This is a genomic window from Tunturiibacter empetritectus (assembly GCF_013410875.1).
Classification (GTDB): domain Bacteria; phylum Acidobacteriota; class Terriglobia; order Terriglobales; family Acidobacteriaceae; genus Edaphobacter; species Edaphobacter empetritectus.
Genome location: NZ_JACCCU010000001.1, coordinates 599,057 through 622,289, shown reverse-complemented (window position 1 = coordinate 622,289; position 23,233 = coordinate 599,057). Strand labels below are relative to the sequence as shown.

Annotated in this window: 20 protein-coding genes; 5 read left to right on the top strand and 15 right to left on the bottom strand. The window is 59.4% G+C overall.

The genetic code is table 11. From position 1 onward, the window contains the following. Positions 1-14: 14 nt before the first annotated feature. The 8 genes from HDF08_RS02550 to rpsL form a co-directional block, all read right to left on the bottom strand. Positions 15-308 (bottom strand): 50S ribosomal protein L23, encoded by a 294-nt coding sequence (locus HDF08_RS02550; RefSeq protein WP_179636950.1) that lies wholly within the window; start codon positions 306-308, stop codon positions 15-17. Beyond that, on the bottom strand, positions 308-1,003 hold the full coding sequence (gene rplD, locus HDF08_RS02545; protein ID WP_179636948.1) for a 50S ribosomal protein L4: 696 nt from the start codon (positions 1,001-1,003) through the stop codon (positions 308-310). Before rplD ends, HDF08_RS02550 begins: the two co-directional genes overlap by 1 nt. 87 nt (positions 1,004-1,090) lie before the next feature. Continuing rightward, positions 1,091-1,831 (bottom strand): 50S ribosomal protein L3, encoded by a 741-nt coding sequence (gene rplC / locus HDF08_RS02540; RefSeq protein ID WP_179636946.1) that lies wholly within the window; start codon positions 1,829-1,831, stop codon positions 1,091-1,093. A 97-nt stretch (positions 1,832-1,928) separates the two neighbouring features. Next, entirely contained in the window at positions 1,929-2,246 is a 318-nt protein-coding gene (rpsJ, locus tag HDF08_RS02535; protein WP_013581294.1) for a 30S ribosomal protein S10, read from the bottom strand. A 119-nt stretch (positions 2,247-2,365) separates the two neighbouring features. Beyond that, the gene (tuf, locus tag HDF08_RS02530) at positions 2,366-3,553 is read right to left on the bottom strand and encodes an elongation factor Tu (RefSeq protein ID WP_179636944.1); all 1,188 of its coding nucleotides are present in this window, start codon (positions 3,551-3,553) and stop codon (positions 2,366-2,368) included. A 64-nt stretch (positions 3,554-3,617) separates the two neighbouring features. Continuing rightward, complete coding sequence (gene fusA / locus HDF08_RS02525; protein WP_179636942.1) at positions 3,618-5,717, bottom strand: elongation factor G; 2,100 nt, start codon at positions 5,715-5,717, stop codon at positions 3,618-3,620. A gap of 83 nt (positions 5,718-5,800) precedes the next feature. Continuing rightward, positions 5,801-6,271, bottom strand: coding sequence for a 30S ribosomal protein S7 (gene rpsG / locus HDF08_RS02520; RefSeq protein ID WP_158943903.1), 471 nt, complete (start codon positions 6,269-6,271; stop codon positions 5,801-5,803). A gap of 117 nt (positions 6,272-6,388) precedes the next feature. Next, complete coding sequence (rpsL, locus tag HDF08_RS02515) at positions 6,389-6,775, bottom strand: 30S ribosomal protein S12 (RefSeq protein WP_123489299.1); 387 nt, start codon at positions 6,773-6,775, stop codon at positions 6,389-6,391. 637 nt (positions 6,776-7,412) lie between these two features. On the opposite strand from rpsL, the gene HDF08_RS02510 reads away from it, so the two are divergent. After that, the gene (locus HDF08_RS02510; protein WP_179636940.1) at positions 7,413-9,482 is read left to right on the top strand and encodes an alpha/beta hydrolase family protein; all 2,070 of its coding nucleotides are present in this window, start codon (positions 7,413-7,415) and stop codon (positions 9,480-9,482) included. Between the two features lie 218 nt (positions 9,483-9,700). Continuing rightward, on the top strand, positions 9,701-12,181 hold the full coding sequence (locus tag HDF08_RS02505; RefSeq protein ID WP_179636938.1) for a hypothetical protein: 2,481 nt from the start codon (positions 9,701-9,703) through the stop codon (positions 12,179-12,181). A 206-nt stretch (positions 12,182-12,387) separates the two neighbouring features. Here the strand turns inward: HDF08_RS02505 and nusB are convergent, their stop codons facing one another. Further along, entirely contained in the window at positions 12,388-12,810 is a 423-nt protein-coding gene (gene nusB, locus HDF08_RS02500; RefSeq protein WP_179636936.1) for a transcription antitermination factor NusB, read from the bottom strand. Continuing rightward, the gene (gene ribH, locus HDF08_RS21580) at positions 12,810-13,691 is read right to left on the bottom strand and encodes a 6,7-dimethyl-8-ribityllumazine synthase (RefSeq protein ID WP_179636935.1); all 882 of its coding nucleotides are present in this window, start codon (positions 13,689-13,691) and stop codon (positions 12,810-12,812) included. The genes nusB and ribH overlap by 1 nt, the downstream gene beginning before the upstream one ends. A gap of 78 nt (positions 13,692-13,769) precedes the next feature. Here ribH and HDF08_RS02490 point away from each other — a divergent pair, with 78 nt between their 5' ends. The 3 genes from HDF08_RS02490 (at position 13,770) to mctP (ending at position 16,819) form a co-directional block, all read left to right on the top strand. Further along, positions 13,770-14,552 carry an enoyl-CoA hydratase/isomerase family protein gene (locus HDF08_RS02490; RefSeq protein WP_179636933.1) on the top strand — a complete coding sequence of 261 codons (783 nt, stop codon included), beginning with the start codon at positions 13,770-13,772 and terminating at the stop codon, positions 14,550-14,552. 74 nt (positions 14,553-14,626) lie between these two features. Next, on the top strand, positions 14,627-15,232 hold the full coding sequence (locus HDF08_RS02485; RefSeq protein WP_353068252.1) for a hypothetical protein: 606 nt from the start codon (positions 14,627-14,629) through the stop codon (positions 15,230-15,232). 75 nt (positions 15,233-15,307) lie between these two features. Then, entirely contained in the window at positions 15,308-16,819 is a 1,512-nt protein-coding gene (gene mctP, locus HDF08_RS02480; RefSeq protein ID WP_179636931.1) for a monocarboxylate uptake permease MctP, read from the top strand. A 181-nt stretch (positions 16,820-17,000) separates the two neighbouring features. Here the strand turns inward: mctP and guaA are convergent, their stop codons facing one another. The 5 genes from guaA to leuS form a co-directional block, all read right to left on the bottom strand. Next, positions 17,001-18,581, bottom strand: coding sequence for a glutamine-hydrolyzing GMP synthase (gene guaA, locus HDF08_RS02475; protein ID WP_179636930.1), 1,581 nt, complete (start codon positions 18,579-18,581; stop codon positions 17,001-17,003). A gap of 38 nt (positions 18,582-18,619) precedes the next feature. Beyond that, positions 18,620-18,814, bottom strand: a complete 195-nt coding sequence (locus tag HDF08_RS02470; RefSeq protein ID WP_179636928.1) for a hypothetical protein — start codon at positions 18,812-18,814, stop codon at positions 18,620-18,622. Positions 18,815-18,919: 105 nt separating this feature from the next. Next, positions 18,920-19,090 carry a hypothetical protein gene (locus tag HDF08_RS02465; protein ID WP_179636926.1) on the bottom strand — a complete coding sequence of 57 codons (171 nt, stop codon included), beginning with the start codon at positions 19,088-19,090 and terminating at the stop codon, positions 18,920-18,922. Between the two features lie 324 nt (positions 19,091-19,414). Further along, entirely contained in the window at positions 19,415-20,344 is a 930-nt protein-coding gene (locus tag HDF08_RS02460; RefSeq protein WP_373563107.1) for a hypothetical protein, read from the bottom strand. Continuing rightward, a complete protein-coding gene (leuS, locus tag HDF08_RS02455; RefSeq protein ID WP_179636924.1) occupies positions 20,345-23,023 on the bottom strand; it encodes a leucine--tRNA ligase in 2,679 nt (892 codons plus the stop codon). It lies immediately after the preceding gene. Positions 23,024-23,233 lie beyond the last annotated feature (210 nt).

Sequence of the window (23,233 nt, the reverse complement as noted above, 5' to 3'; positions counted from 1 at the left end):
CGAAACAATTTCGCTTAGAGGCTATTGAGGTACTCCGGCATCTTTTCGCCATCCTTCAGGCGAACATAAGCCTTCTTCCAGTCGGGGCGGTAGCCGGCGAACTTACCCCGGCGGCGCTCCTTACCCTCAACGGTCGCGGTGCGCACGCCGTTAACTTTGACCTTGAAGAGTGTTTCAACAGCTTGCTTAACTTCGGTCTTGGTAGCCTTCAGGGCGACTTCAAACACCAGGGTGTTCTGCGTCTCCTTGACGGTCATGCCCTTCTCGGTGATGAGGGGGCGGCGAATGACGGTATAGAGAGTTGGCATTACGCAACCTCCTTCTGCGCGACCTTGCTGCGCTCCGCAGTTGACTTACTGCGTTTCGATACAAACTTCTTGAGAGTCTCCTGAAGAGCCTCGATGGCATCCTTCGAGAAGACGGCGTGCTCATAACGGAGCAGGTCGTAGGGATGAACCTCAGAGCTGAGAACCAGTTCAACACCGGCCAGATTGCGCGAGCCGAGGTAGAGTTTCTCATCGAGCTTGCGGCTGCTCTCAACCAGAAGAGTCGTCTTGCCCGCTTCGAGCTTGTCGAGCGCAGTGCGGAAGAGCTTGGTCTTCGCCTCAGCAACCTCAAACGAGTCGACGATGGTGAACTTGCCATCGTTGATCTTCGCGGAGATCGCGGAGCGGAGTGCGCCCATCAGCTTCTTCTGCGGGAAGGCATATTCATAACTACGCGGCTTCGGTCCATGAACCGTACCACCACCACGCCAGAGCGGAGTGCGAATCGAACCAACACGCGCGCGGCCCGTTCCCTTCTGTTTCCAAAGCTTCTTGCCTGCACCGGAGACCTGATTGCGGTTCTTGGTAGCAGCTGTTCCCTGCCGAAGAGCCGCACGGTAGTGCTTCACCGACTCCCAAAGGAGGCCGTCGTTGATCTCTGCCCCGAAGACCTCGTCGACGAGTTCGAACTCTCCGACCTTGGCTCCAGCGAGATTTACTACGTTGATGTTTGCCATCGTTCTTCTCTCTCTTTGCTCGCCATCGATGCGGCGAACCATAACTTTGTTTGCGGCTTCATGTTGCAAGCCTTTTTAATCGACTACTTATTTCTTCTTGGACGGTGCAGCCTTCTTGGAAGCCTTCAAGGCGTCCTTCGTTGCGGCGCCGGCAAAACCACGACGCTCACGCGGCGGAGCCTTTGCCTTTGAGATCAGCACGAAGCCATCACGCGGGCCGGGTACAGCGCCCTCAACCAGCAGAAGGTTATCTTCAAGATCGATACCGCGAATACGCAGGTTGCGAACCGTGATCTGAGCGTGACCCATATGACCCGGCATACGCTGACCAGGAAATACGCGCGAGGGGAACGACGAAGCACCGATCGAACCCTGCACCTGGAACATGTGGCCGTGCGACTTGGGACCGCCGCCGAAGCCGTGGCGGCGAATGACGCCAGCAAAACCGCGACCCTTGGAGGTGCCGATGACGTCGACGAAACGTTCGTCGTTGAAGATGTCGACCAGGATGCGATCGCCAGCCTTAGCCGTGACCTTCTCTTCGCCTTCAACAGTCTTCACTGCTTCGAGCTCGACTTCCTTGATCATCCTGACCGGAGGAACGTTCGACTTTGCGAAGTGGCCAGTCATCGCCTTGTTGATCTTCGAAGCCTTCACGAAGTCAACATAGCCAATCTGAGCGGCTTCGTATCCGTCCTTTACGAGCGTCTTCAACTGAGTGATCACGCACGGACCAGCCTTCAGGACGGTCACAGGGTGAATATCACCGCGCTCGTCGAAGATCTGCGTCATGCCGACTTTTTTCCCGAGAATTCCTACTACTGACATTGGAGCTTCCTTTCCTCATCATGCTGATGCTTCAGCTCAGCACTGCCGGGTTGATGCATCTAAACCGAAAACAAAGAAACTTTTACCGAAAGCCTCTTTACTTCTGAACCGTCTTGATCTCTACATCCACGCCCGCAGGCAGATCGAGCTTCATCAGCGCATCCACAGTCTGCTGGGTCGGCTCGAGGATGTCGATCAACCGCTTGTGCGTGCGAATCTCAAAGGCCTCGCGCGACTTCTTGTCGACGTGGGGCGAGCGAAGAACGCAGTACTTGTTCTTCATCGTCGGCAGCGGAATGGGACCCGCAACCTGGGCTCCGGTACGCTTGGCCGTCTCGACGATCTCGCCGGTCGACGTATCCAGTACGCGGTAGTCATATGCCTTCAAACGAATTCTGATTCTTTGTCCAGCCATGGTGTGTCTCTTTCACGCTTCAAAGATCGTTTGGAGTCGCTGCCGGTGATGAACTTCTGCACCTGCCGACAGCCCTCGTTATTCTTGAACAACTAAAACTAACTGATGAAGCATTTTCTTTACTTGATGATCTCGCTGATGGTGCCGGCTCCGACGGTGCGTCCACCTTCGCGGATAGCGAAGCGCAGACCCTTCTCCATCGCGACTGGCGTGTGCAGCGTGATCTCCAGCTGGATGTTGTCGCCGGGCATGCACATCTCAGTTCCCGCAGGCAGCTTCGCCGAACCCGTCACGTCCGTGGTGCGGAAGTAAAACTGGGGACGGTAGCCGTTGAAGAACGGAGTGTGACGTCCGCCCTCTTCCTTCGACAACACGTAAACCTCGCCCTTGAAGTCGGTGTGGGGCTTGATCGAACCAGGCTTGGCCAACACCATCCCGCGCTCCACATCTTCCTTCGCAATACCGCGCAGCAAAAGCCCAGCGTTATCGCCAGCCAGACCCTCGTCCAGCTGCTTCTTGAACATCTCGACGCCGGTGCAGACCGTCTGACGGGTCTCGCGGAAGCCAACGATCTCGCAGGCCTCGCCAACCTTCACCTTGCCGCGCTCGATACGGCCCGTCACCACAGTGCCGCGACCCGAGATCGAGAAGATATCTTCGATCGGCATCAGGAACGGCTGGTCGACCGCGCGCTCAGGCTGCGGAATGTACTTGTCCACCGCCGCCATCAGCTCGTCGATCTTGGCCTCCCACTGGGCTTCGCCATTCAGCGCGCCCAACGCAGAGCCACGGATGATCGGAGTGTCGTCGCCAGGGTAGTCGTACTTCGACAACAGCTCGCGAACCTCCATCTCCACCAGTTCGATCAGCTCTTCGTCCTCAACCGCATCGCACTTGTTCAAAAACACCACGATGAAGGGAACGCCAACCTGGCGCGCCAGGAGCACGTGCTCCTTGGTCTGGGGCATCGGGCCGTCGGTGGCCGCGACCACCAGGATCGCGCCGTCCATCTGCGCCGCTCCGGTGATCATATTCTTGATGTAGTCCGCGTGACCCGGACAGTCGACGTGCGCATAGTGCCGGTTCGGGGTCTCGTACTCCACGTGCGAGGTGGCAATCGTAATACCGCGCTCGCGCTCCTCAGGAGCGTTGTCAATCGTATCGAACGAACGAAACTTGTTGTTTGGGTTGTGCTTCGACAACACCTTCGTAATCGCCGCCGTCAGCGTCGTCTTGCCATGATCGATGTGCCCGATCGTCCCGATGTTTACGTGCGGCTTTGACCGGTCAAACTTTTCCTTGCCCATGACTCTCTCCGTGTTTCTGTGTTTCGTTGACTTCTAAATTCCTGCGTGGACCAAAGTCCCGCGATTACTTTGCGTTTGCTTCTTTGCCCTGCACCTTGGCAATGATCTCTTCCGAGACCGAGCGAGGCGCCTCTTCGTACTGCTTGAACTGCATAGAGTAGTTCGCGCGACCCTGCGTGGACGACCGCATGTGAGTGGCGTAACCAAACATCGTGCTCAGAGGAACAGTGGCCCGGATAGCCTGCGTGGTGCCAACCATCTCCATCCCTTCGATACGGCCGCGACGGCTGTTCAGGTCGCCGATGATCGTACCCATGTACTCCTCGGGGACAGTCACTTCGACCGACATCACCGGCTCCAACAGAACAGGCTTTGCCTTACGGGCAGCTTCCTTGAAGGCCATCGAACCGGCGATCTTGAATGCCATTTCGTTCGAGTCAACATCGTGATAGCTGCCGTCATAGAGCGAAACCTTGACGTCAACCATCTCGTAGCCAGCCAGAATGCCACGCTGCATCGCGTCCTGAATCCCCTGATCGATCGGCTTGACGTACTCCTTCGGAATAGCGCCACCCTTCGTATCGTTGGTGAACTCATAGCCTTTGCCCGGCTCGTTGGGCGAGATACGGATCTTGCAGTGGCCGTAGTTACCCGATCCGCCGGTCTGACGGATGTACTTGCCTTCAGCATCCGAGTTCGTCCGAATCGTCTCGCGATAGTTCACCTGCGGCTTACCGACATTGGCTTCGACCTTGTACTCGCGCATCATGCGATCGACGATGATCTCAAGGTGCAGCTCGCCCATTCCGGCGATGATGGTCTGGCCCGAATCGATGTCGGTGCGGACGCGGAACGTGGGGTCTTCCTGCGCCAGCTTGGCCAGCGCCATACCCATCTTTTCCTGGTCGGCCTTCGTCTTCGGCTCCACGGCAACTTCGATCACCGGCGCAGGGAAGTCGATCGACTCAAGCACAACAGGGTGCTTGTCCGTGGTGATCGTGTCACCAGTGACAAGATTCTTCAAACCAACCGCAGCGCAGATATCGCCCGCGAGGATCTCAGTAATCTCTTCGCGCTTGTTAGCGTGCATCTTCAGCAGACGGCCAATGCGCTCCGTCTTTCCGGTACGTGGATTCAGCACCGAGTCACCGGTCTTCAACTGACCTGAGTAGACACGAATGAAGATCAGTTGACCAACAAACGGGTCCGTCATGATCTTGAAACCAAGCGCCGAGAACGGCTCGTTGTCATCAGCCTTGCGGATGACTTCTTCTTCCATGTTGTCGGGGTTGTGTCCGATCATGGGAGGAATATCGAGCGGGCTGGGCAGGTAGTCGACCACTGCATCAAGCAGCGTCTGAACGCCCTTATTCTTGAATGACGAACCGCAGAGCACCGGGAAGATGTTCATCGCGATGGTCGCCTTACGAATGCCAGCCTTGAGCTGCGCTTCGGTCGGCTCCTGGCCCTCAAGGTAGAGGTGCATGATCTCGTCATCAGAGTCAGAGACAGCTTCGATCAGGGACGCACGCGCAGCCTTGGCCTTGTCGAGCAGGTCGGCTGGAATATCTTCCACCGAGTACTCAGCGCCCATGGTCTCGTCGTGCCAGTAGATCGCCTTCATCGTAACCAGATCGACCACACCAAGAAACTTCGCCTCTGCTCCAATCTGGATGTTGATCGGAACCGCGCGCGCACCCAGACGATCAACGATCGTCGAGGTCGCGTAAACAGCGTCCGCACCGGCTTTGTCCATCTTGTTGATGAAGCAGATCCGGGGAACCTTGTACTTATCAGCCTGGCGCCAGACAGTCTCAGACTGAGGCTGCACACCGGCAACCGCATCGAAACAAGCAACCGCGCCATCCAGCACGCGGAGCGAACGCTCCACCTCAGCCGTAAAGTCCACATGGCCAGGCGTGTCGATGATGTTGATGCGGATGTTCTTCCAGGTGCAGGTCGTCGCAGCAGACGTAATCGTGATGCCGCGCTCCTGCTCCTGCTCCATCCAGTCCATGGTCGCAGTTCCCTCGTGCACTTCGCCGATACGGTGCGTGATGCCCGTATAGAAGAGAATGCGCTCGGTCGTCGTCGTCTTGCCGGCGTCGATGTGCGCCATGATTCCGATGTTCCGGCAACGATTCAGAGGTGTAGTGCGTGCCACGGTCTATCTCTCATCTGCGAGCGTCTGCTCGCGGTATAAAAAGCGTTAAAACAAAAAACAAACATCCTACTGGAAAGCTTTCTTTACCAGCGGTAGTGCGCGAAGGCCTTATTCGCCTCGGCCATACGATGGACGTCTTCCTTCTTCTTCATCGCGGCGCCACGGCCATTGGCGGCATCGAGCAGCTCAGCGGTGAGCTTCTCAACCATGCCCTTCTCGCCACGTGCGCGGCCATAAGTCACAAGCCAGCGAATAGCGAGCGAGGTGCGGCGCTCCGGCAGAACTTCGATCGGCACCTGGTAGTTCGCACCACCAACTCGGCGGCTCTTCACTTCGAGAAGCGGCTTGCAGTTCTCGATCGCCTTCTTGAACAGCTTGAGGGCTTCGTCGCCACCCTTCTGCTCAAGGTTGGTCATGGCGGTGTAGAAGATCCCCTGCGCGGTCGACTTCTTGCCGCCCCACATCATGGAGTTGACAAACTTCGTGACCAGGGTGGAGTTATAGACCGGGTCTGCAGCAACTTCACGCTTAGCGATGTAACCTTTTCTCGGCATTGCTCTCTTCTCGTCTTCCTTCAGGGCCGTAGAACTCTCAAGCCCTGAACCTGATTTATTCAGCCAGCCAAATCCATCCAGCCAGCCGGGTTGATCTAAAAAACTTCAAACGGCAAACTACTTGGCCGCAGCAGCCTTGGGACGCTTCGCGCCGTACTTCGAGCGGCTCTGCTTCCGGTTGGCAACGCCGACCGAGTCGAGCGTTCCGCGAACGACGTGATACCGAACACCCGGCAGATCCTTCACACGGCCGCCGCGGATCAGCACAATCGAGTGCTCCTGCAGGTTGTGGCCGATGCCCGGGATATAGGTCGTAACTTCAATCCCGTTGGTGAGGCGAACACGCGCAACCTTGCGGAGAGCCGAGTTCGGCTTCTTGGGGGTCTGAGTGTAAACGCGGGTGCAGACGCCACGGCGCTGAGGCGAACCCTGAAGCGCGGGGCTGGCGGTCTTATAACGAGTGGGCGTGCGGCCCTGCTTGACGAGCTGATGGAACGTAGGCACTAGAACTCCTTGTTAACGCGCGCGAACTTACAACCAAACCTGTATGAAACGCGCAGGTAGGATTCAAGCTTCGCCTCTTGCGGTACAGGCTCCGTACACGCAAAAAAGTGAACGCTGAAGCGTCTCTGACGAAGATCTTCCCTGCTGCGTCTGTAAACCGGTACAACAAACCAGACGTAAACAGTCGACGGTGGTCGAGCGTCTTTCCTCATTCAAGGATGAGCCGACTCCGTTTCGCTGTCCCGGCCCGCATAGCCCATCCAGGGTGGAGGGTGTCGCAGGCACGATTACGATAGGCCGCAGACGAACGACATTCAGATTCTATGAATCTAGCGAAACACAGATCGGGAATGTCCTGCGGTGAATCTCTTGTATCCAGTATAGCGTAATCGTTCTCCACCAGTCCTTCGACTGGAAGCGAATCATAAGATTACGTGGGTTTTTCTCCACCCATCCGTGCGTCGAGCTTCCCCTACGACACGGTCCGGATACTCGCGGAACCTTTTTACAATATCAATATGATGGCGAAAGGTCAAATTTTTTGCTGATTTTCTTGACAAAAAGTCGCCGATTGAACAAGCCGGGATGCAGTCTCCGCCGCTGACAAAAGACCGCCCCTCCATGCTAGGCTTTTCGAATGGCTTTGGCAGATCTCCGCAAGTGTTCCTCCTCCTTTCATCTCATCGCCTTCACCGCGGTCCTTCTCCTTGGACCCATCTCCGCAGCACAAGCTGAGGCCGACGCATCCACCGCGAAAGACCCGCGTATCGGCTCGCTCATCGAGACACTCGGTCAAACAAAAATTCCCACTGAAGCGGCCATCTCCCCCGTCGGATCTACCGTCGCCTGGTCCGTCCGATCTCACGGTAGTACGCAAATTCATCTATCCGATGCAGTGAATCCAGACCCCGCCAAAGAAAAGATCGTAAGCACCGGATCGGGAGCAACCGACTGCAGCAGCTCCGATCCAAAGTGGTCACCCGACGGAGAGTCCTTGGCCTTCGTCTCGGACTGCACCACCAAGACAGACCAGGCGGGACAGGACCAGGTCTTCCTCTGGTCGAAGAGCACCGGCGAAGCCAAGCAGCTCACCCACCTCACCGGCAACATCGACTCCCTTGCCTGGTCGTATGACGGCAAATCGATAGGCTTTCTCTTTGTAGAAAACGCCACACGCAGTGCAGGTGCTCTCGCCGCTATGAAACCCTGGTCCGGCGTCATCGGCGAAGACGGAGTTGAGATTCAGCGCGTCGGCGTCGTGCAGGTTGCCGATGGAGCTTTCACTCAGATAACGCCCGCCAATCTGCATGTCTACGAGTTCAACTGGTCGCCTGATTCGAAGAGCCTCGCCTTCATCGCCGCAACTCCCCCTGGCGAGAACAACTGGTGGGTCGCCCAGCTCTACACCCAGGACCTCGCCGCCGCCCAGCCCAAGTCGATCCTCGACACCACAAAGATCTCCGGCCCCCTCCACGGCCTGCAGATTGCCGTCCCCCGCTGGTCGCCCAACGGCAAGCAGATCGCCTTCATCGGCGGCATCATGAGCGACCAAGGATCCACCGGCGGCGATCTCTACCTGACCCCCTCTACAGGAGGCGAACCGAAGAATCTAACCCCGAGCCGCAACGCGTCGGTCGCCTACTTCGGCTGGGCCGGGCCCGAACTCATCGCCATCGCCGAACACGTAGGCGGCAACAGCCACCTCACCGCACTCGATCTCGCCACCGGGAAAGACATCCCGCAGGCCAGCGTCACCTTCCCCGAATCCATCGGAGCCGGCGGCCTGGTCATGAGCATCTCCCTCTCCCGTGACCACACGATCGCGCTGATTCGTAGCTCCTTCGAGCGCGCCCCTGAGGTATGGGCCGGCCCACTCCACGATCTGAAGCAGATCACCCATCTCAACGACGGCCTCAAGTCCACCTGTGGCAAGACCGAGAACATCGAATGGACCAACGACGGCTTTAAAGTTCAGGGGTGGTTGCTCTACCCAGCGAACTACGATCCTCAAAAGAAGTATCCGCTGCTTGTGGACGTTCACGGCGGACCCTCCGCTGTGGTCACCCCACGCTGGCCTAGCGTCGGCTACGGCGGCGTTCCATTCTCCGCACTCGGATACTTCGTCTTCATGCCCAACCCGCGAGGCAGCTACGGGCAAGGCGAAAAGTTCACCCAAGCCAACATCAAGGACTTCGGCTACGGCGACCTCCACGACATCCTCACCGGCATGGACGTTCTCGAAAAGCGCCTCCCCATCGACAAGAATCGTGAAGGTCTCACCGGCTGGAGCTACGGCGGCTTCATGACCATGTTCGGCGTCACCCAGACCACGCGCTTCAAGGCAGCGGTCGCCGGCGCAGGCATCAGTGACTGGAAGAGCTACTACGGCGAAAACTCCATCGACCAATGGATGGTGCCCTTCTTCGGCAAGACCGTCTACGACGACGCCGACATCTACGCCAAAAGCTCGGCCATCGAATACATCAAGAAAGTAAAGACTCCAACCCTTGTCGTAGTCGGCGACCGCGACGGCGAATGTCCGGCCCCCCAGAGCTTCGAGTTCTGGCATGCCCTCCGTGCCGAAGGCGTAAAGACGCAGTTGGTGATATACCCGAACGAGGGGCACGCCTTTCACGACCCCGCGCATCGCAGGGACGTTCTCGAGCGGGCTCTTGACTGGTTCGAGACGGAGATGCCCGCAAAGTAGAAGTCTTCAGGGTCTCTCTTCCGTCCGCAATCTCTCGCGAAAGGCAGCAATCTTGCCACGATGCGAAACGTTGGTTGGATCGTCCAACCAACGTTCGAACAGTATTTATGCCCGGAAGATTTGCTTCCGGTCTGTGCAGCTTTTACACTAAGGGTTCAGCTATTCAGCGGTTGCGGTGTGACCGTTCAGCTTGAGTTCTGGTTGGACGGGGAGGTTCAATGCGTCGGTTTCTCACGTTAGTCTTTCTTTTGCTTTTCACGATTCCTTTTGGTGTCTCGATCTCGGGTTGCTCCAAAAAAACAGCCGCGGTTTTCTGCAACGGCGGTGACACCGGCCCTGTCGTCGGTCAGATAGCGACCATTAACCTCCAACCCAAGATCTTCGGCATATCGTTGAACTTTGCGCAGATCGGTCAGGTCAGCTCACCGTCCGCCATCGATTGCAAGGGCACCACTGTAACGGTGTCCGGCTACACCTACGCCACCTTCCTCCCCAATGGACAGCCGGATATGACCATCGCCGACGTGCAGCCAACCACCGGCCGGCTCTGCGCAGGCACCTGGAACAGGAACACCGGCGGCGGCATCGCCGACTTCACCACCTGCAACCCCACCAACAAATCCGGAACAGTCTACGTCGTAGTCAACGGCAACGGAGTCAGCAGCAATCCGCTCCCGATCTTCATCCATCCCGTGGTCACCAACGTGACCCTTGGAGCGCTCTCAACCGACTGCGCCAATGATCCGGCCACCAACTGCAGCCCCGCCGCGTTCGATACACAGACTTCGACCTGCACGCAAACCACCAACGGCAACGGCTGCTGTGCCGTCCCCGTCACTCCAACCGCCAACGCAGTCGCGGCAACCGGTTGCGTCTCCCAGTCCGTCACCAGCCAACTGGCGGCCAGAGTGCTAGCCGGAAATGGTGCCAACATCAGCTGCCAGGTCGGCCATCTCTCCTACGCCCCGCAGACCGCATCCGTCGTCACCATCGACGAGAACGGCGTCGCCACCGCGCAGCAGCCCGGATCCACCGTCATCACCGCAAACATCTCAAACGCAGGAAGCTCCGCTGGCTTCTTCTCCACCTGCCCTCCGACCTCGATCGCTCTCACCGCTCCCATCGGAACAGGCAACGCCACCAGCGTGACCGTAAATCCCAACAATGTGCAACCGATCAACGCGGTGGCAACGGATCAGTACGGAACCATCCTCACTGGCCTCACCCTTAACTTCGAATCCACCACCCCTACAACCATTCCCGCTGCGTCAGCCGCCTCGGTGACCCCCATCTTTCCGGGCGCAGCCGCCATCACCGCAGTCTGCCAGCCCCCCACCTGCAATCCGTCCCCGTTCAACCAGATTGGCCTCTTCGGCAACGGAAAAGCAGTCACCTCGAATCCAGTCCTCGTCACAGCCCCTGGCGTCAACAGCACCAACCTCTATATCGCGAGCACCAACTCGTTCTATCTCGTACCCGTCGACTTCACGCAGCCTCAACTCGGAAACCCGGTGCGCCTGCCCTATCAGCCCAACTCCATGGTCATCAGCAACGACGGCAGCTCCATCTACATGGGAAGCTCCTTCGAACTCATGACCTTCAGCGCGACCACAAACAGCTTAGCCGCTCAGGACATCACCGTACCCGGCAATGTGATCGCACTCTCGCCGGACGGTACCACCCTGGTCATCACCGACCCCATCCGCCAGTTCGTCTACCTCTACAACACCAGCGGCAAAAGCACCGGAACCACCGGAACCACCACCAGCAGCGCCGGCATTCAGACTCAGTACGGCGGCGTCGCCACCCATGCCGTCTTCTCGCCCGACAACTCCACCGTCTACATCACCCTCGGCGACTATAACTCCTCCACCGGCGTCACAACCCCCAACAACACCCTGCTAGTTCACTCCACCTTCACCGGCTGGTACCAGACCACCTCCTCTCAAGCCACCACCGACGTTGCAATCGGGGTCCCAAGCGTCGGAGCCTTCTTCGGCGGCAACCCAACCACAGCCCGCTCCTACTGCCCGGTGACAACGATCGTCGGAGGCGCCGCCACAACCTCCTCGACCACCACCAACCTCTTCTATCCTGACGCCGGCGTCCTCGGTCCGCAGACCGACCGCATCGCCACCACCAACGATGGCCTCCATGTTCTCGGCGCAACCGTTACGCCCGCGCCGACCCTGACGGACCTCGCGATCGGAGTTCCACCCGGCGGTACCGTTCCGAGCCTGCCTATTGGTGCCTGCCCCGGTCAAACACCCATAACGACACCGCAGAAGTTCACCACCTCCACCGCCTTCACCGGCGCGCTCCCCGGCGTCACCGCCTCGGCCATCACCGGCGTCTTTCCCACCTCTGACTCTAAGATCGCCTTCGTCACCTACCAGGGCAGCGGAGCCGTTGTACCCACCTACATCCCCCAGACCACCGGCGCCGGAACCCTGAGCAGCATCCCCCTGTCGACCGCGCTCGGAACTCCCATCGCGCCGATCGTCGGCGTGGTCAGCGCAGACAACCAGACCTTCTACGCTGGCACCACAGGAGACAACGCCGTCCACCTCATCACCAAACAGGCCGACGGCACCTACAAGGACACGACAACCCCACTCGCACCGAAGTTGCCGGATGTGAATGGAAACATCGTCGCTCCAAACCTGCTGGTGCAGAAGCCGCGTAAGGCGACCTCCTAGAAACTGGTCCTGCCGGACGAGCGCCCTGCGCGGGCGGCGGTCACTTCGTGACGCGTATACCGGTCTAGGCAGCACATAACACTAACGGTCCTCCCGTTGGTCGGCACGAAATCCATCTTGCGACCAACGGGAGCACCAAGCGAAGCGGTATACAAGTCACGAAGTGACCGCCGCCCGCGCAGGGCGCCCGTCCGGCAGGACAGCTTCTACGCTAGCCGCCTCTTCAACAAATCCCGCGCAATCGCATCCAGCACGCCATTCAGAAAGTGAATCGACTCCGGCGCCGCGTACCGCCGTCCAATCTCCAGCGTCTCGTTGATGATGATCGCAGCAGGCGTATTAGGAAATCCCAGCATCTCCGCCACCGAAGCCCGCAGCAGATTTCGATCCACCACCGGCATCCGCTCCAGCCGCCAGTTCTGCGCATGCTCTTCAATCAGCTTGTCGATCTCCTCATCCCGAGTCGTCGCAATGCGGTAAAGATCCTCCGCAAACCCACGCGTCTCGGCATCCACATCTTCCACCGATGCCCAGAAGAGCTTCTGCACCTGCTCGGGCGACTGCTTGCCCAGATCACCCTGAAACAACATCTGCATCGTAAGTTCGCGCGACTTGCGGCGTGTCCCCATTATTTTTTCCCCTGGCCGTTCTGCGCCGCGAGCTTGCGCTGGATCGACACCATCTCAATCGCCGCGCTGGCCGCCTCAAAGCCCTTATTTCCCGCCTTCAACCCCGCGCGGTCCAGCGCCTGCTCCAGCGTCTCGCAGGTCAGCACCCCGAACGCATGCGGAACCCCAGTCTCCTGCTGCGACTGGCCAATCCCCCGCGCCACCTCGTTGTAAATCGCTTCATAGTGCGCCGTCTCCCCACGCAGCAAACACCCCAGCGTGATAATCGCATCGAACCTCTTCGACTCCGCCAGTGTGCGCGCAGCCGACGGCACCTCCCACGCCCCAGGAACCCGAAAAATCTCAATGTCCGCTCGCGCCGCGCCGCTGCGATGAAGCGCATCCAGCGACCCCTGCAGCAGCCTGTCGGTAATCACCGTATTCCAGCGCGTCGTCACCACCGCGAAGCGCATATCCACCGCGCTCAGGTCGCCCTCCACAGCCTCAGGCTGGCCATGCAGCGGATTCTCCGACTGCCAGAACCCAAGCCGCAGCTCAGTCGTAATTTGAACCGTGAACAGTCTGCTGTTCCAGTGCGTCAGCTCCGCAGCAGAGAGAATCTCCGGAACCTCCTCCGTGCGATAGCTTGCGAGCAGCCACTTTTCTACGAGCGAACGGATGTGGTCCAGCTGCGTAACCTCGATCAACACCGTCGGCACCGCGGGCTCTCTACCCGTAACAAACTCAAGGTTGCCGATCGGCGCAAGAAAGGCAGCGCCGCGACCCTGCGCATCCTGCCATCCGTTGCCCTGTTCGAAACCAAGAGCGGAAAACAGGCTCGAGACACGGTCAAACTCAGCCCCCGATGCAATCGCGCTGACGTGCGTAATTCCCTTAATCATAGATTCGATTGTATCGTCTGGAGTGCGGGCACCACATCGCCCACGAGATCGCCCACGAGATAGCCAGAGGAGAGGTCTGTGAACTACGAGACGTTGCTGTACGAGGTAAAGGATCAGGTAGCGCGCGTCACGCTCAACCGCCCCCAGGTGCTCAACGCCCTGAACACCCAGGTCTTCAACGAACTAGAAGCCGTATTCTCAACACTCGCCGCAGACCCCGCCGTCCGGGTCATCCTCCTCACCGGCGCAGGCGAAAAGGCCTTCGCCGCCGGCGCAGATATCAAAGAGCTCGCCGCCACAGACGCCGCAGCAGGAGAGGCTAAAGCCCGCCGCGGCCAGAGCGTCTTTCGCCTCATTGAGACCTGCGGCAAGCCCGTCATCGCCTGCATCAACGGCTTCGCCCTCGGCGGCGGCTGCGAACTGGCCATGGCCTGCACCATGCGCCTCGCCAGCGAGAATGCGCGCCTCGGGCAGCCCGAGGTCAAACTCGGCCTCATCCCCGGCTACGGCGGAACCCAGCGGCTCCCACACCTCGTCGGCCAGCCCATGGCCCTCAAACTCCTGCTTACCGGCGAGATGATCAGCGCCGCCGAAGCCCTGCGAATCGGTCTGGTAGAGGAAGTCCTGCCCGCAGAAAAACTCATGGAGCGCGCCGAAGCTCTCGCCAAAACCATCGTCACCATGGCCCCCCTGGCCGTCGCCGCATGCCTCGAGGCAGTCCGCGACGGCAGCGAGATCGGCCTCGAAGAAGCCATCGACATGGAAGCAAAGATCTTCGGAAGGCTCTGCGGAACCGCCGACAAAGAAGAAGGCACCAAGGCCTTCCTGGAAAAACGCCCCGCCGTGTGGACAGGACGATAACCACTCGTCTTCATCAAAAATTGCCAGGAACTTTGACCTTTTGATCGTCGCCATCGCTTGATATGCTGGTGTTCGTGCCCTCGCTATCCCGACATTCGCTGTCCAGACACTCGCCGCCCGAAAGCTATTCGCTGCTACGAGACGCGCTCCTTCCCGCCGCTCTTCTGCTTTCGCTCGCCCTCTCCGGCTGTTCCCGGCCCGCGATCCCAGCCATTCCCAACGTCGCCGAGCAGAACGCCCTCGCCGCCGAACACCAGCAGGAGAACAACCTCGCTCGCCAGCAGATGGAGCTGATCCCGCCCCCATCGAAGACCCGCTACATGGCCGTCAAGAGCCTCACTCTCTGGGAGAATCCCTACCTCACCGTGCAGGGCGAGATGGCAACCCTTCACGTAGTCGTCGCCGACAGCAACACCAGCGGCCTCGGCGTTGGCGGAATGCTGCGGCCCATCGGCGCCCGCCGCCGCGACCTGAACGTGCGCGTCATCGACCTGCCTACCGCGCTCAACGCCATCCCCGAAAACTCCTGGCCCTATGGTCGCGTCGTCGCCGTCGAAGAGGCCCACTCAGTCCCTGTAGCCGCACGCCCCGAGGTTCGCCGCAACGTGGAAGCCGTCATCAAAACCCTCAACGACCTAGGCGTAGTCGTCTACGAGTGGAGCGACAACGGACGAAGCTAACCCAGCAATCATCCCTCTTCCTGCACCGTTGCGCTAACCTGTGAGTACCGCAAATCTCAAGAGCTGGGTGAACGATTGCAACTCCATACGACGGCACTGATAGTCTTCTGTTTTTTCTTCCTGCTCGTAACGCTCGCCGGATTCTGGGCCGCGCGATGGCGAAGGCCGAAGGCAGGAATGGGCTCCCTCGAAGAGTGGGGCCTCGCCGGCCGCAGCTTCGGCACCTGGATCACCTGGTTCCTCATCGGCGGCGACCTCTACACCGCCTACACCGTCATCGCCGTGCCGGCCGCACTCTACGGAGCAGGCGCCATGGGATTCTTCGCAGTCCCCTACGCCGTCATCGCCTACCCTTACATGATGCTCGTCCTGCCGCGCCTCTGGACAGTATGCCACCGCCACGGTTACATAACCTTCGCCGACTTCGTCAACGGCCGCTACGGCAACCGCTGGCTCACCATCGCCATCGCACTCACCGGCGTCCTCGCCCTTATGCCCTACATTGCACTGCAACTGGTCGGCATCCGCGTCGTCATCGGAGCCATGGGCATCCACGGCGAGTGGCCCCTCGCAGCCGCCTTCGTCATCCTCGCCGCCTACACCTACTCCAGCGGCCTCCGCGCCCCAGCCGTCATCGCCATCGTCAAGGACGTCATGCTCTACATCATGGTCCTCGCCGCGCTGATCTACATCCCCCACAAACTTGGCGGCTACGCACGAGTCTTCGAGATCGCCAACCAGCTCCTCGCCCATCACACGCCATCCGCCACGATTAATTTGAAACAAGGCCAGTTCCTCGGCTACTCCACCCTCGCCATCGGCTCCGCCATAGCGCTCATGCTCTACCCCCACACCGCCACCGCGGTCCTCAGCGCGCAGAGCGCCAACGTAATCCGCCGCAACGCCGCCATGCTGCCTGCCTACAGCTTCCTCCTGGGACTCATCGCCCTCCTCGGCTATCTCGCACTAGCCGCCGGAGTCGTCACCAAAGATCCCAATCAAGCCGTACCGCTGCTCTTCCTCAAGATGTTTCCCGAGTGGTTCGCTGGCTTCTGCCTCGCCGCAGTTGCTATCGGAGCACTCGTCCCCGCAGCGATCATGTCCATCGCCGCCTCCAACCTCTTCACCCGCAATCTCTACGGCGCACTGATCCGACGAAAGATGCTCCCCGAAGAAGAGTCCCGCATGGCCAAGATCGTCTCGCTCGTCGTAAAGTTCGGCGCACTCATCTTCGTCCTCAAGCTCCCCGCACCCTACGCGATCGAGATGCAGTTGCTAGGCGGAATCTGGATGGGACAGCTCTTCCCCTCGGTCGTTCTCGGAGTCTTCACGCGCTGGTTCAATCCCTGGGCACTGCTCATCGGCTGGGCGGCAGGCATGTTCAGCGGCACAGCCATGGCGGTGGCGCTAGGGCTGAAGAGTTCGGTCTACCCGCTTCATCTCTTCGGCAGCACCTACCCCATGTACGCAGCCGTACCCGCACTGCTGCTGAACCTCGCCGTCTCCACAGCATTGACGATCTTATTCCGCGCAATGAAGTTGAACGCAGGAACCGACGTCACCGACGCCGCAGCCTACATAGGCTAGCTCTGTCCCGGACGGGCCTCCTGCGCGGAGAGCGGTCACTTCGTGACGCGTGTACGATCTTGGCGAACCAGACAGCATCGCCCTCTCGTTGGTCGGCACGAACTCCAGCTTGCGACCATCGGGAGCACCAACCGAAGGGGTATACAAGTCACGAAGTGACCGCCGCCCGCGCAGGGCGTACCTACTCCCACTCAATCGTCCCAGGTGGCTTCGAAGTAATGTCATACACTACCCGATTAATCCCCCGCACCTCACTCACAATCCTGCTCGAGATCGTCCGCAACACCTCATAAGGCAGCGGAGCCCAATCCGCCGTCATCCCATCCTCGCTCTCCACCGCCCGCACCGCACACGTATTCGCATACGTCCGCTGATCCCCCATCACACCCACACTCTTGACCGGCAGCAACACCGCAAAGCTCTGCCAAACCTTCCGATACAGCCCAGCCTTCTTGATCTCATCCACCACAATCTGATCGGCCTCCTGCAGCATCGCCACGCGCTCCGCCGTCACCTCGCCCAGAATCCTCACCGCCAGCCCAGGCCCAGGAAAAGGCTGCCGCTCAATGATCTCTTCCGGCATCCCCAGATCCCGCCCTATCCGTCGCACCTCATCCTTGAATAAATCCCGCAGCGGCTCAATCAACTTCAGCTTCATATCCGCCGGCAGCCCACCCACATTGTGGTGGCTCTTGATCGTATGGCTTGGCCCATGCACACTGCTCGACTCAATCACATCTGGATACAGCGTCCCCTGCACCAGCCACGCGACCTCATGCCCCGCGCTCTTCTCCGTTTCAGCACCCGCGGCAGAGGACTCCCAGATCTTCTTAGCCTCATCATCAAACACAGCAATAAACTCGTTCCCAATCACCTTTCGCTTCCGCTCCGGATCGGTCACACCCGCAAGCTTCTCCAGAAACCTCTGCGAAGAGTCCACCGCGACAACATTCAGCCCCAGCTGCTCGCGCATCGTCGTCTGCACCTTCAGAAACTCGTCCTTCCGCAGCACGCCGTTATTCACAAAGATACAAGTCAGCCGATCCCCAATCGCACGCGCCACCAGCACCGCAGCCACACTCGAGTCCACGCCTCCACTCAGCCCGCAGATAGCATGCCCCGTTCCCACCTGCGCCCGCACCCTCTCCACCGTCGACTGAATAAAATGCTCCGGCGTCCAATTCTGCTCCGCCCCGCAGATATCCAGGCAGAAGTTCTTCAGCAGCTCCATCCCCTGCCGCGTATGCGCCACCTCTGGATGAAACTGCACCGCCCAGATCCTTCTCGCCTCATCCGCAATCCCCGCCACCGCATTCGAGGTCTTCGCCGTCAGTTGAAATCCCACCGGCAGCGTCTCCGCCTCATCCCCATGCGACATCCACACATCTAGCGACCCGGGGAGCCCTTTGAATAAAGGAGTCTCCGCCACCACTGTCACCTCAGCATGCCCATACTCCCGCGCCGCCGCTCCTACCACCTTGCCACCCAGATGATGAACAATAAACTGTAGCCCATAGCAGATCCCCAGCACCGGCACGCCCATCGCCAGCACACCCTCATCTGCATTCGGCGCATCCGCGTCATACACAGAGCACGGCCCACCCGAAAGAATCGCACCCTTCGGGTTCAGCGCCTTCACCTGTTCCAGCGGGGCCGTACAAGGCAACACAACAGAAAATACATTGAACTCACGAATACGCCGCGCAATCAGCTGCGTATACTGCGACCCAAAATCCAGAATGACGATCGTTGAGGTATCCACTTACCCAGTGTAAATGCGGCGGCGGCGACGCCGTCTTCTCAGTAGAGCCCCGGCCTGCGGCGATACTCTGAGTTCCTCAACCTCGCACTCTCCATCCCGCTCACCACGCCAATCGCCACCATGATGATCGCGATAGCAACAATGTAGGACTCAGGAATGTGACTCAGATACGCCATGTAGGAGACACCGGCGATCAGCAACAGATAAGCGGCAGCATAAAGGGCAGAGGACATGATCTCTCTCCAAAGGGGGAATGAGGGGGCCCATGCACAGATAGGATGCCGGATTTTCCGCCCGTAGAGGAAAAACTTTAGTACCCGAAACGCCCGCAAATCCCGCTAGCTCGGGTCTCTACGTCGAGTCGTCTGCACACCGGTCACGATCCCAACTCCCAGCATGATCACCGCAATCGCAACAATGTAATGCTGCGGAATATGCATCAGGTGTGCCAGATAAACTACACCCGCGATCAGAATCAGATAGCCAATCGCATAGATCCCAAACGACATAGTCAATCTCCCTCGCTAAGCAGATTCCCGTATGATGCAGAATCGCCGTCCCGGCGAGAGAAAGTCTTCTTAGAGACTGTCCTGCCGGACGAGCGCCCTGCGCGGGCAGCGGTCACTTCGTGACGTGTGTACCTTTTCTTGCACCTACGATCTCTTGTGGTCCTCCCGTTGGTCGGCTCGGAATTTAGCCTGCGACCATCGGGAGCACCAAGCGAAGCGGTATACAAGTCACGAAGTGACCGCCGCGAACCGGGGTCCCCACAAACAGGTCTTCGTTTGAGGGGTGGCCTAGCGCAGGGCGCCCGTCCGGCAGGACATAGTCTCTCAATCTTCGTAAGCTCGCCAAAGCTGCAGATAAGCCACCTGCCGCGCCACATGGAAGAAGTCAGATCCAAGAAAATAAAGGACCGTAACCCCCACCCACCACCAAAACAAAAACTCCGGCGTCGTCACACTCTCAAACGGCAGCGGAGTCGCCGAAAACACCATCGCCAGCACAATCAACGCGATCTTCACAATCCCCATCACCAGGTTGATCTCCACCAGCTTCGACTTCAGCGGTCCCAGCCGAAACGCCGCCACCAAACTCCCCGCCACCCCCAACCCACGCAGCATCGCCACCAGCGGAGCCACCGACAGCGCCCAACTCACCACCGCCCACAGCGTAAACAGCCCCAGCGTCGCCACAATCACCAGCGAAAAATATCCCACCAGGTTCGGCTCCCCACCCAACGCAATCGGCCCCGTCACCGTCCACTCCGCCACCCGCTCCATGCACCAGAACCACACCGCAAAACTTCCCAGCAGCGCCACCACCCGCACCGCCTGCAAAACAATCAGCGTCCCCACGCGGGCATGCAGCCGCTTATCCGCCCGCCGCAACACCACAGTCCGTCCCACAGCCGACACAATCACCCACACGACTACCAACAACGGCGCCAGCCACAACGCCACACCCATCACCTGCGGCAACAACAACGCCATCGCCTTCGCCAGCGTCTGCGCCGACCCCAGCGGATCCACCACCGTCATACTCTTCAGCGCCGCATAGTCCAGCGGCGTAGCCTGCAAGATCTTCAGCCCCTCATACCGCAGCAGCAGCAGCGCCGGAATCCCATAAGCCCACCGCCACAGCACCTCCAGCGCCGTCAGCGAAGGCCGCCGCCAGCACTCCGACAGCGTATGCACAAACGACTGAGTCCCCCGCACCGGCGTTGCCACATTGCCCTGAGCCCTGTCCCCTAGGCCCTGCACCTACTTCACCACAAGATTCACAAGCTTACCCGGCACCACAATCACCTTCACCACAGTCTTCCCTTCAATCCGCGCTATCACCTTAGGATCAGCCAAAGCCTCAGCCTTCACCGTAGCCTCATCGCTCCCCGCCGCCACCTTAACCACCGTCACCAGCTTCCCATTCACCTGCACAGGAATCTCAATCTCCTCATCCCGAGCAAGCTCCTCATTCACTTCAGGCCACACCGTGCGAAACACCACACCCTCGCCACCAATCTCCTCCCACATCTCCGCCGCAAAGAACGGCGCAAACGGAGCCAGCAACAAGATCAACCCGCGAAACACCTCAGCCACAGCCGCAGGAGAGATCTCTCCCGCATCCATCGCCGCTTCGTTCGCCGTAATCTCGTTCACCAAAATCATGATCGAAGAGATCGAAGTATTGAAGTGCCACCGCCCATCGAAGTCCTGCGTGATCTTCGCAATCGTCTGGTGCAGCCGCCGCAACAACGCCTGCTCCTTCGCAGAACTCTCTCCCCCGCGCGAACCACCAGCCGCCGCCCGAGCCGCACCGGAGTACTTCGTCGTCAGCCTATACACCTTACTCAGAAACCGCGAGATCCCCGCAACTCCTTCCTCCTGCCACTCCAAGTCACGATCCGGCGGAGCCGCAAACAGCGCATACATCCGCGTCGCATCCGCGCCATACCGCGCAATCATGTCGTCGGGCGACACCACGTTGCCCTTCGACTTCGACATCTTCGCGCCGTCTTTGATCACCATCCCCTGCGTAAACAGCCGCTGCGCAGGCTCATCGTTCTTCACCAACCCAAGATCCCGCATCACCTTCGTCCAGAACCGCGAGTAGATAAGATGCAGAATCGCATGCTCCACCCCGCCGATGTACTGATCGATCGGAAACCAATAGTTCGCCTTGTCCGAATCAAACGGAGCCTTCGAGTTCTTCGCATCCGTATACCGATAGAAGTACCAGCTCGAGTCAACGAACGTATCCATCGTGTCCGTCTCCCGCCGAGCCGCCCCGCCACACTTCGGACACTTCGCATTCACAAACTCAGCCACCCGTCCCAGCGGCGACCCGTTCGTCTGCGTAATATCGATCTGCTCCGGTAGAAAAATCGGCAGCTCGCTCTCAGCCACCGGCAGCGGCTCCTCCGGCGAGCACCTGTCGCAGTACACCATCGGAATCGGCGTCCCCCAGTACCTCTGCCGGCTCACCCCCCAGTCCTTCAACCGATACGTAACCGTAGGCGTGCCAAATCCCTTCACCTTCGCAAACGCAGCCATCTTCTCCTGCGCCTCCACACAACCCAGCCCAGTCCACTTCCCCGAGTCGATCAGCACCGCCTCGTCCTCAGCGAGATAAGGAAGCTCCCCCACCACATCCTCAGCGCCGTCATCCTGAGCGGAGCGAAGGATCCCCGTATTTTGTTCTTGTTTCTCCTTCGTCGCGTCAACAGAAGCATCAGCAGGAGCAATCACCCGCCGCACCTCTAACCCATACTTCCGCGCAAACTCAAAGTCCCGCTCATCATGCGCCGGCACGCTCATAATTGCGCCCGTCCCATAGTCCGCCAGAATGTAGTTCGCCACCCAGATCGGCACCCGCTCGCCATTGAACGGATTCACCGCAAACCGCCCCGTATTCACGCCATGCTTCTCAATCGCACCCAGCGCATCGGACTCTCGCGCCTTCTGCTGCTCAGCCAGTAGCTGCTCAATCTGCACCCGCAGCTTGTCATCCTCCAGCGCAAACGCCTTCGACACCGCATGCTCCGGCGCAAGCTGCACCGACGTCGCCCCAAAGATCGTATCCACCCGCGTCGTAAACACCGTGATCTTGCCTTCTACTCCCTCTTCCCTACCCCCTATACCCTGATCGACCGCAAAGTCGATCAAAGCCCCCTCGCTCCGCCCAATCCAGTTCCGCTGCATCGTCCGGACCTTCTCCGGCCAACCCTCCAGCTTATCCAATCCCTCCAGCAACTCATCCGCATACTTCGTAATCCGCAAAAACCACTGCGTCAGATCCCGCAGCTCAACAACCGTATCCTCATGCCGCCAGCAGCGCCCACCGATCACCTGCTCATTCGCCAGCACCGTGCAACACTCCGGACACCAGTTCACCTTGCTCTTCTTCCGATAGGCCAACCCCTTCTCAAACATCTTCAAGAAGAACCACTGATTCCACCGGTAGTACTCCGGCAGACAGGTCGTCACCTCAGTCGTCCAGTCGAACCCCATCCCCAGCCGCTGAAACTGCTTCTTCATCGCCGCAATATTCGCAAACGTCCACTCCCGCGGCGGCACGCCGTTCTTCAGCGCCGCATTCTCCGCCGGCAGTCCGAACGCATCCCACCCCATCGGGTGCAGCACGTTATACCCACGCATCCACATATGCCGAGCCAGCGCATCGCCGATCGCATAGTTCCGCACATGCCCAATATGCAGCGCGCCGCTCGGATACGGCAGCATCTCCAGGCAGTAGTACTTTGGCTTCCCCGAATCATGCGCCTCTGCCGCATAGAGCGTCGCATCCGCATCCCACCGGGCCTGCCACTTCGGCTCGATCTCAGCCGGGTTATACCGCTGCGGCTGAGTCAACTCCGCACCGGAAGAACTATCCTCAATATTCAATGTTTTCCCGCCGATTTCGCTCGTTCGTCTCTCAGGCATACTCTTACGATTGTACCGTCCACCCCACCTCTCCAGGCGACCTAACCACACAGACTCCCTCCCACACAACCACTCTCTCTGCGCTCCTGCTCGGCGTGCCGCTTGCGTTGAAGCCGCCAAATCCCTATAAAGGCCTGACCGGCAACCGGAGTAGCGGCACGCTCCTTTCCAAAAACCAGTCACAGGCTTCCACCGAATCGAGTGTGCGAC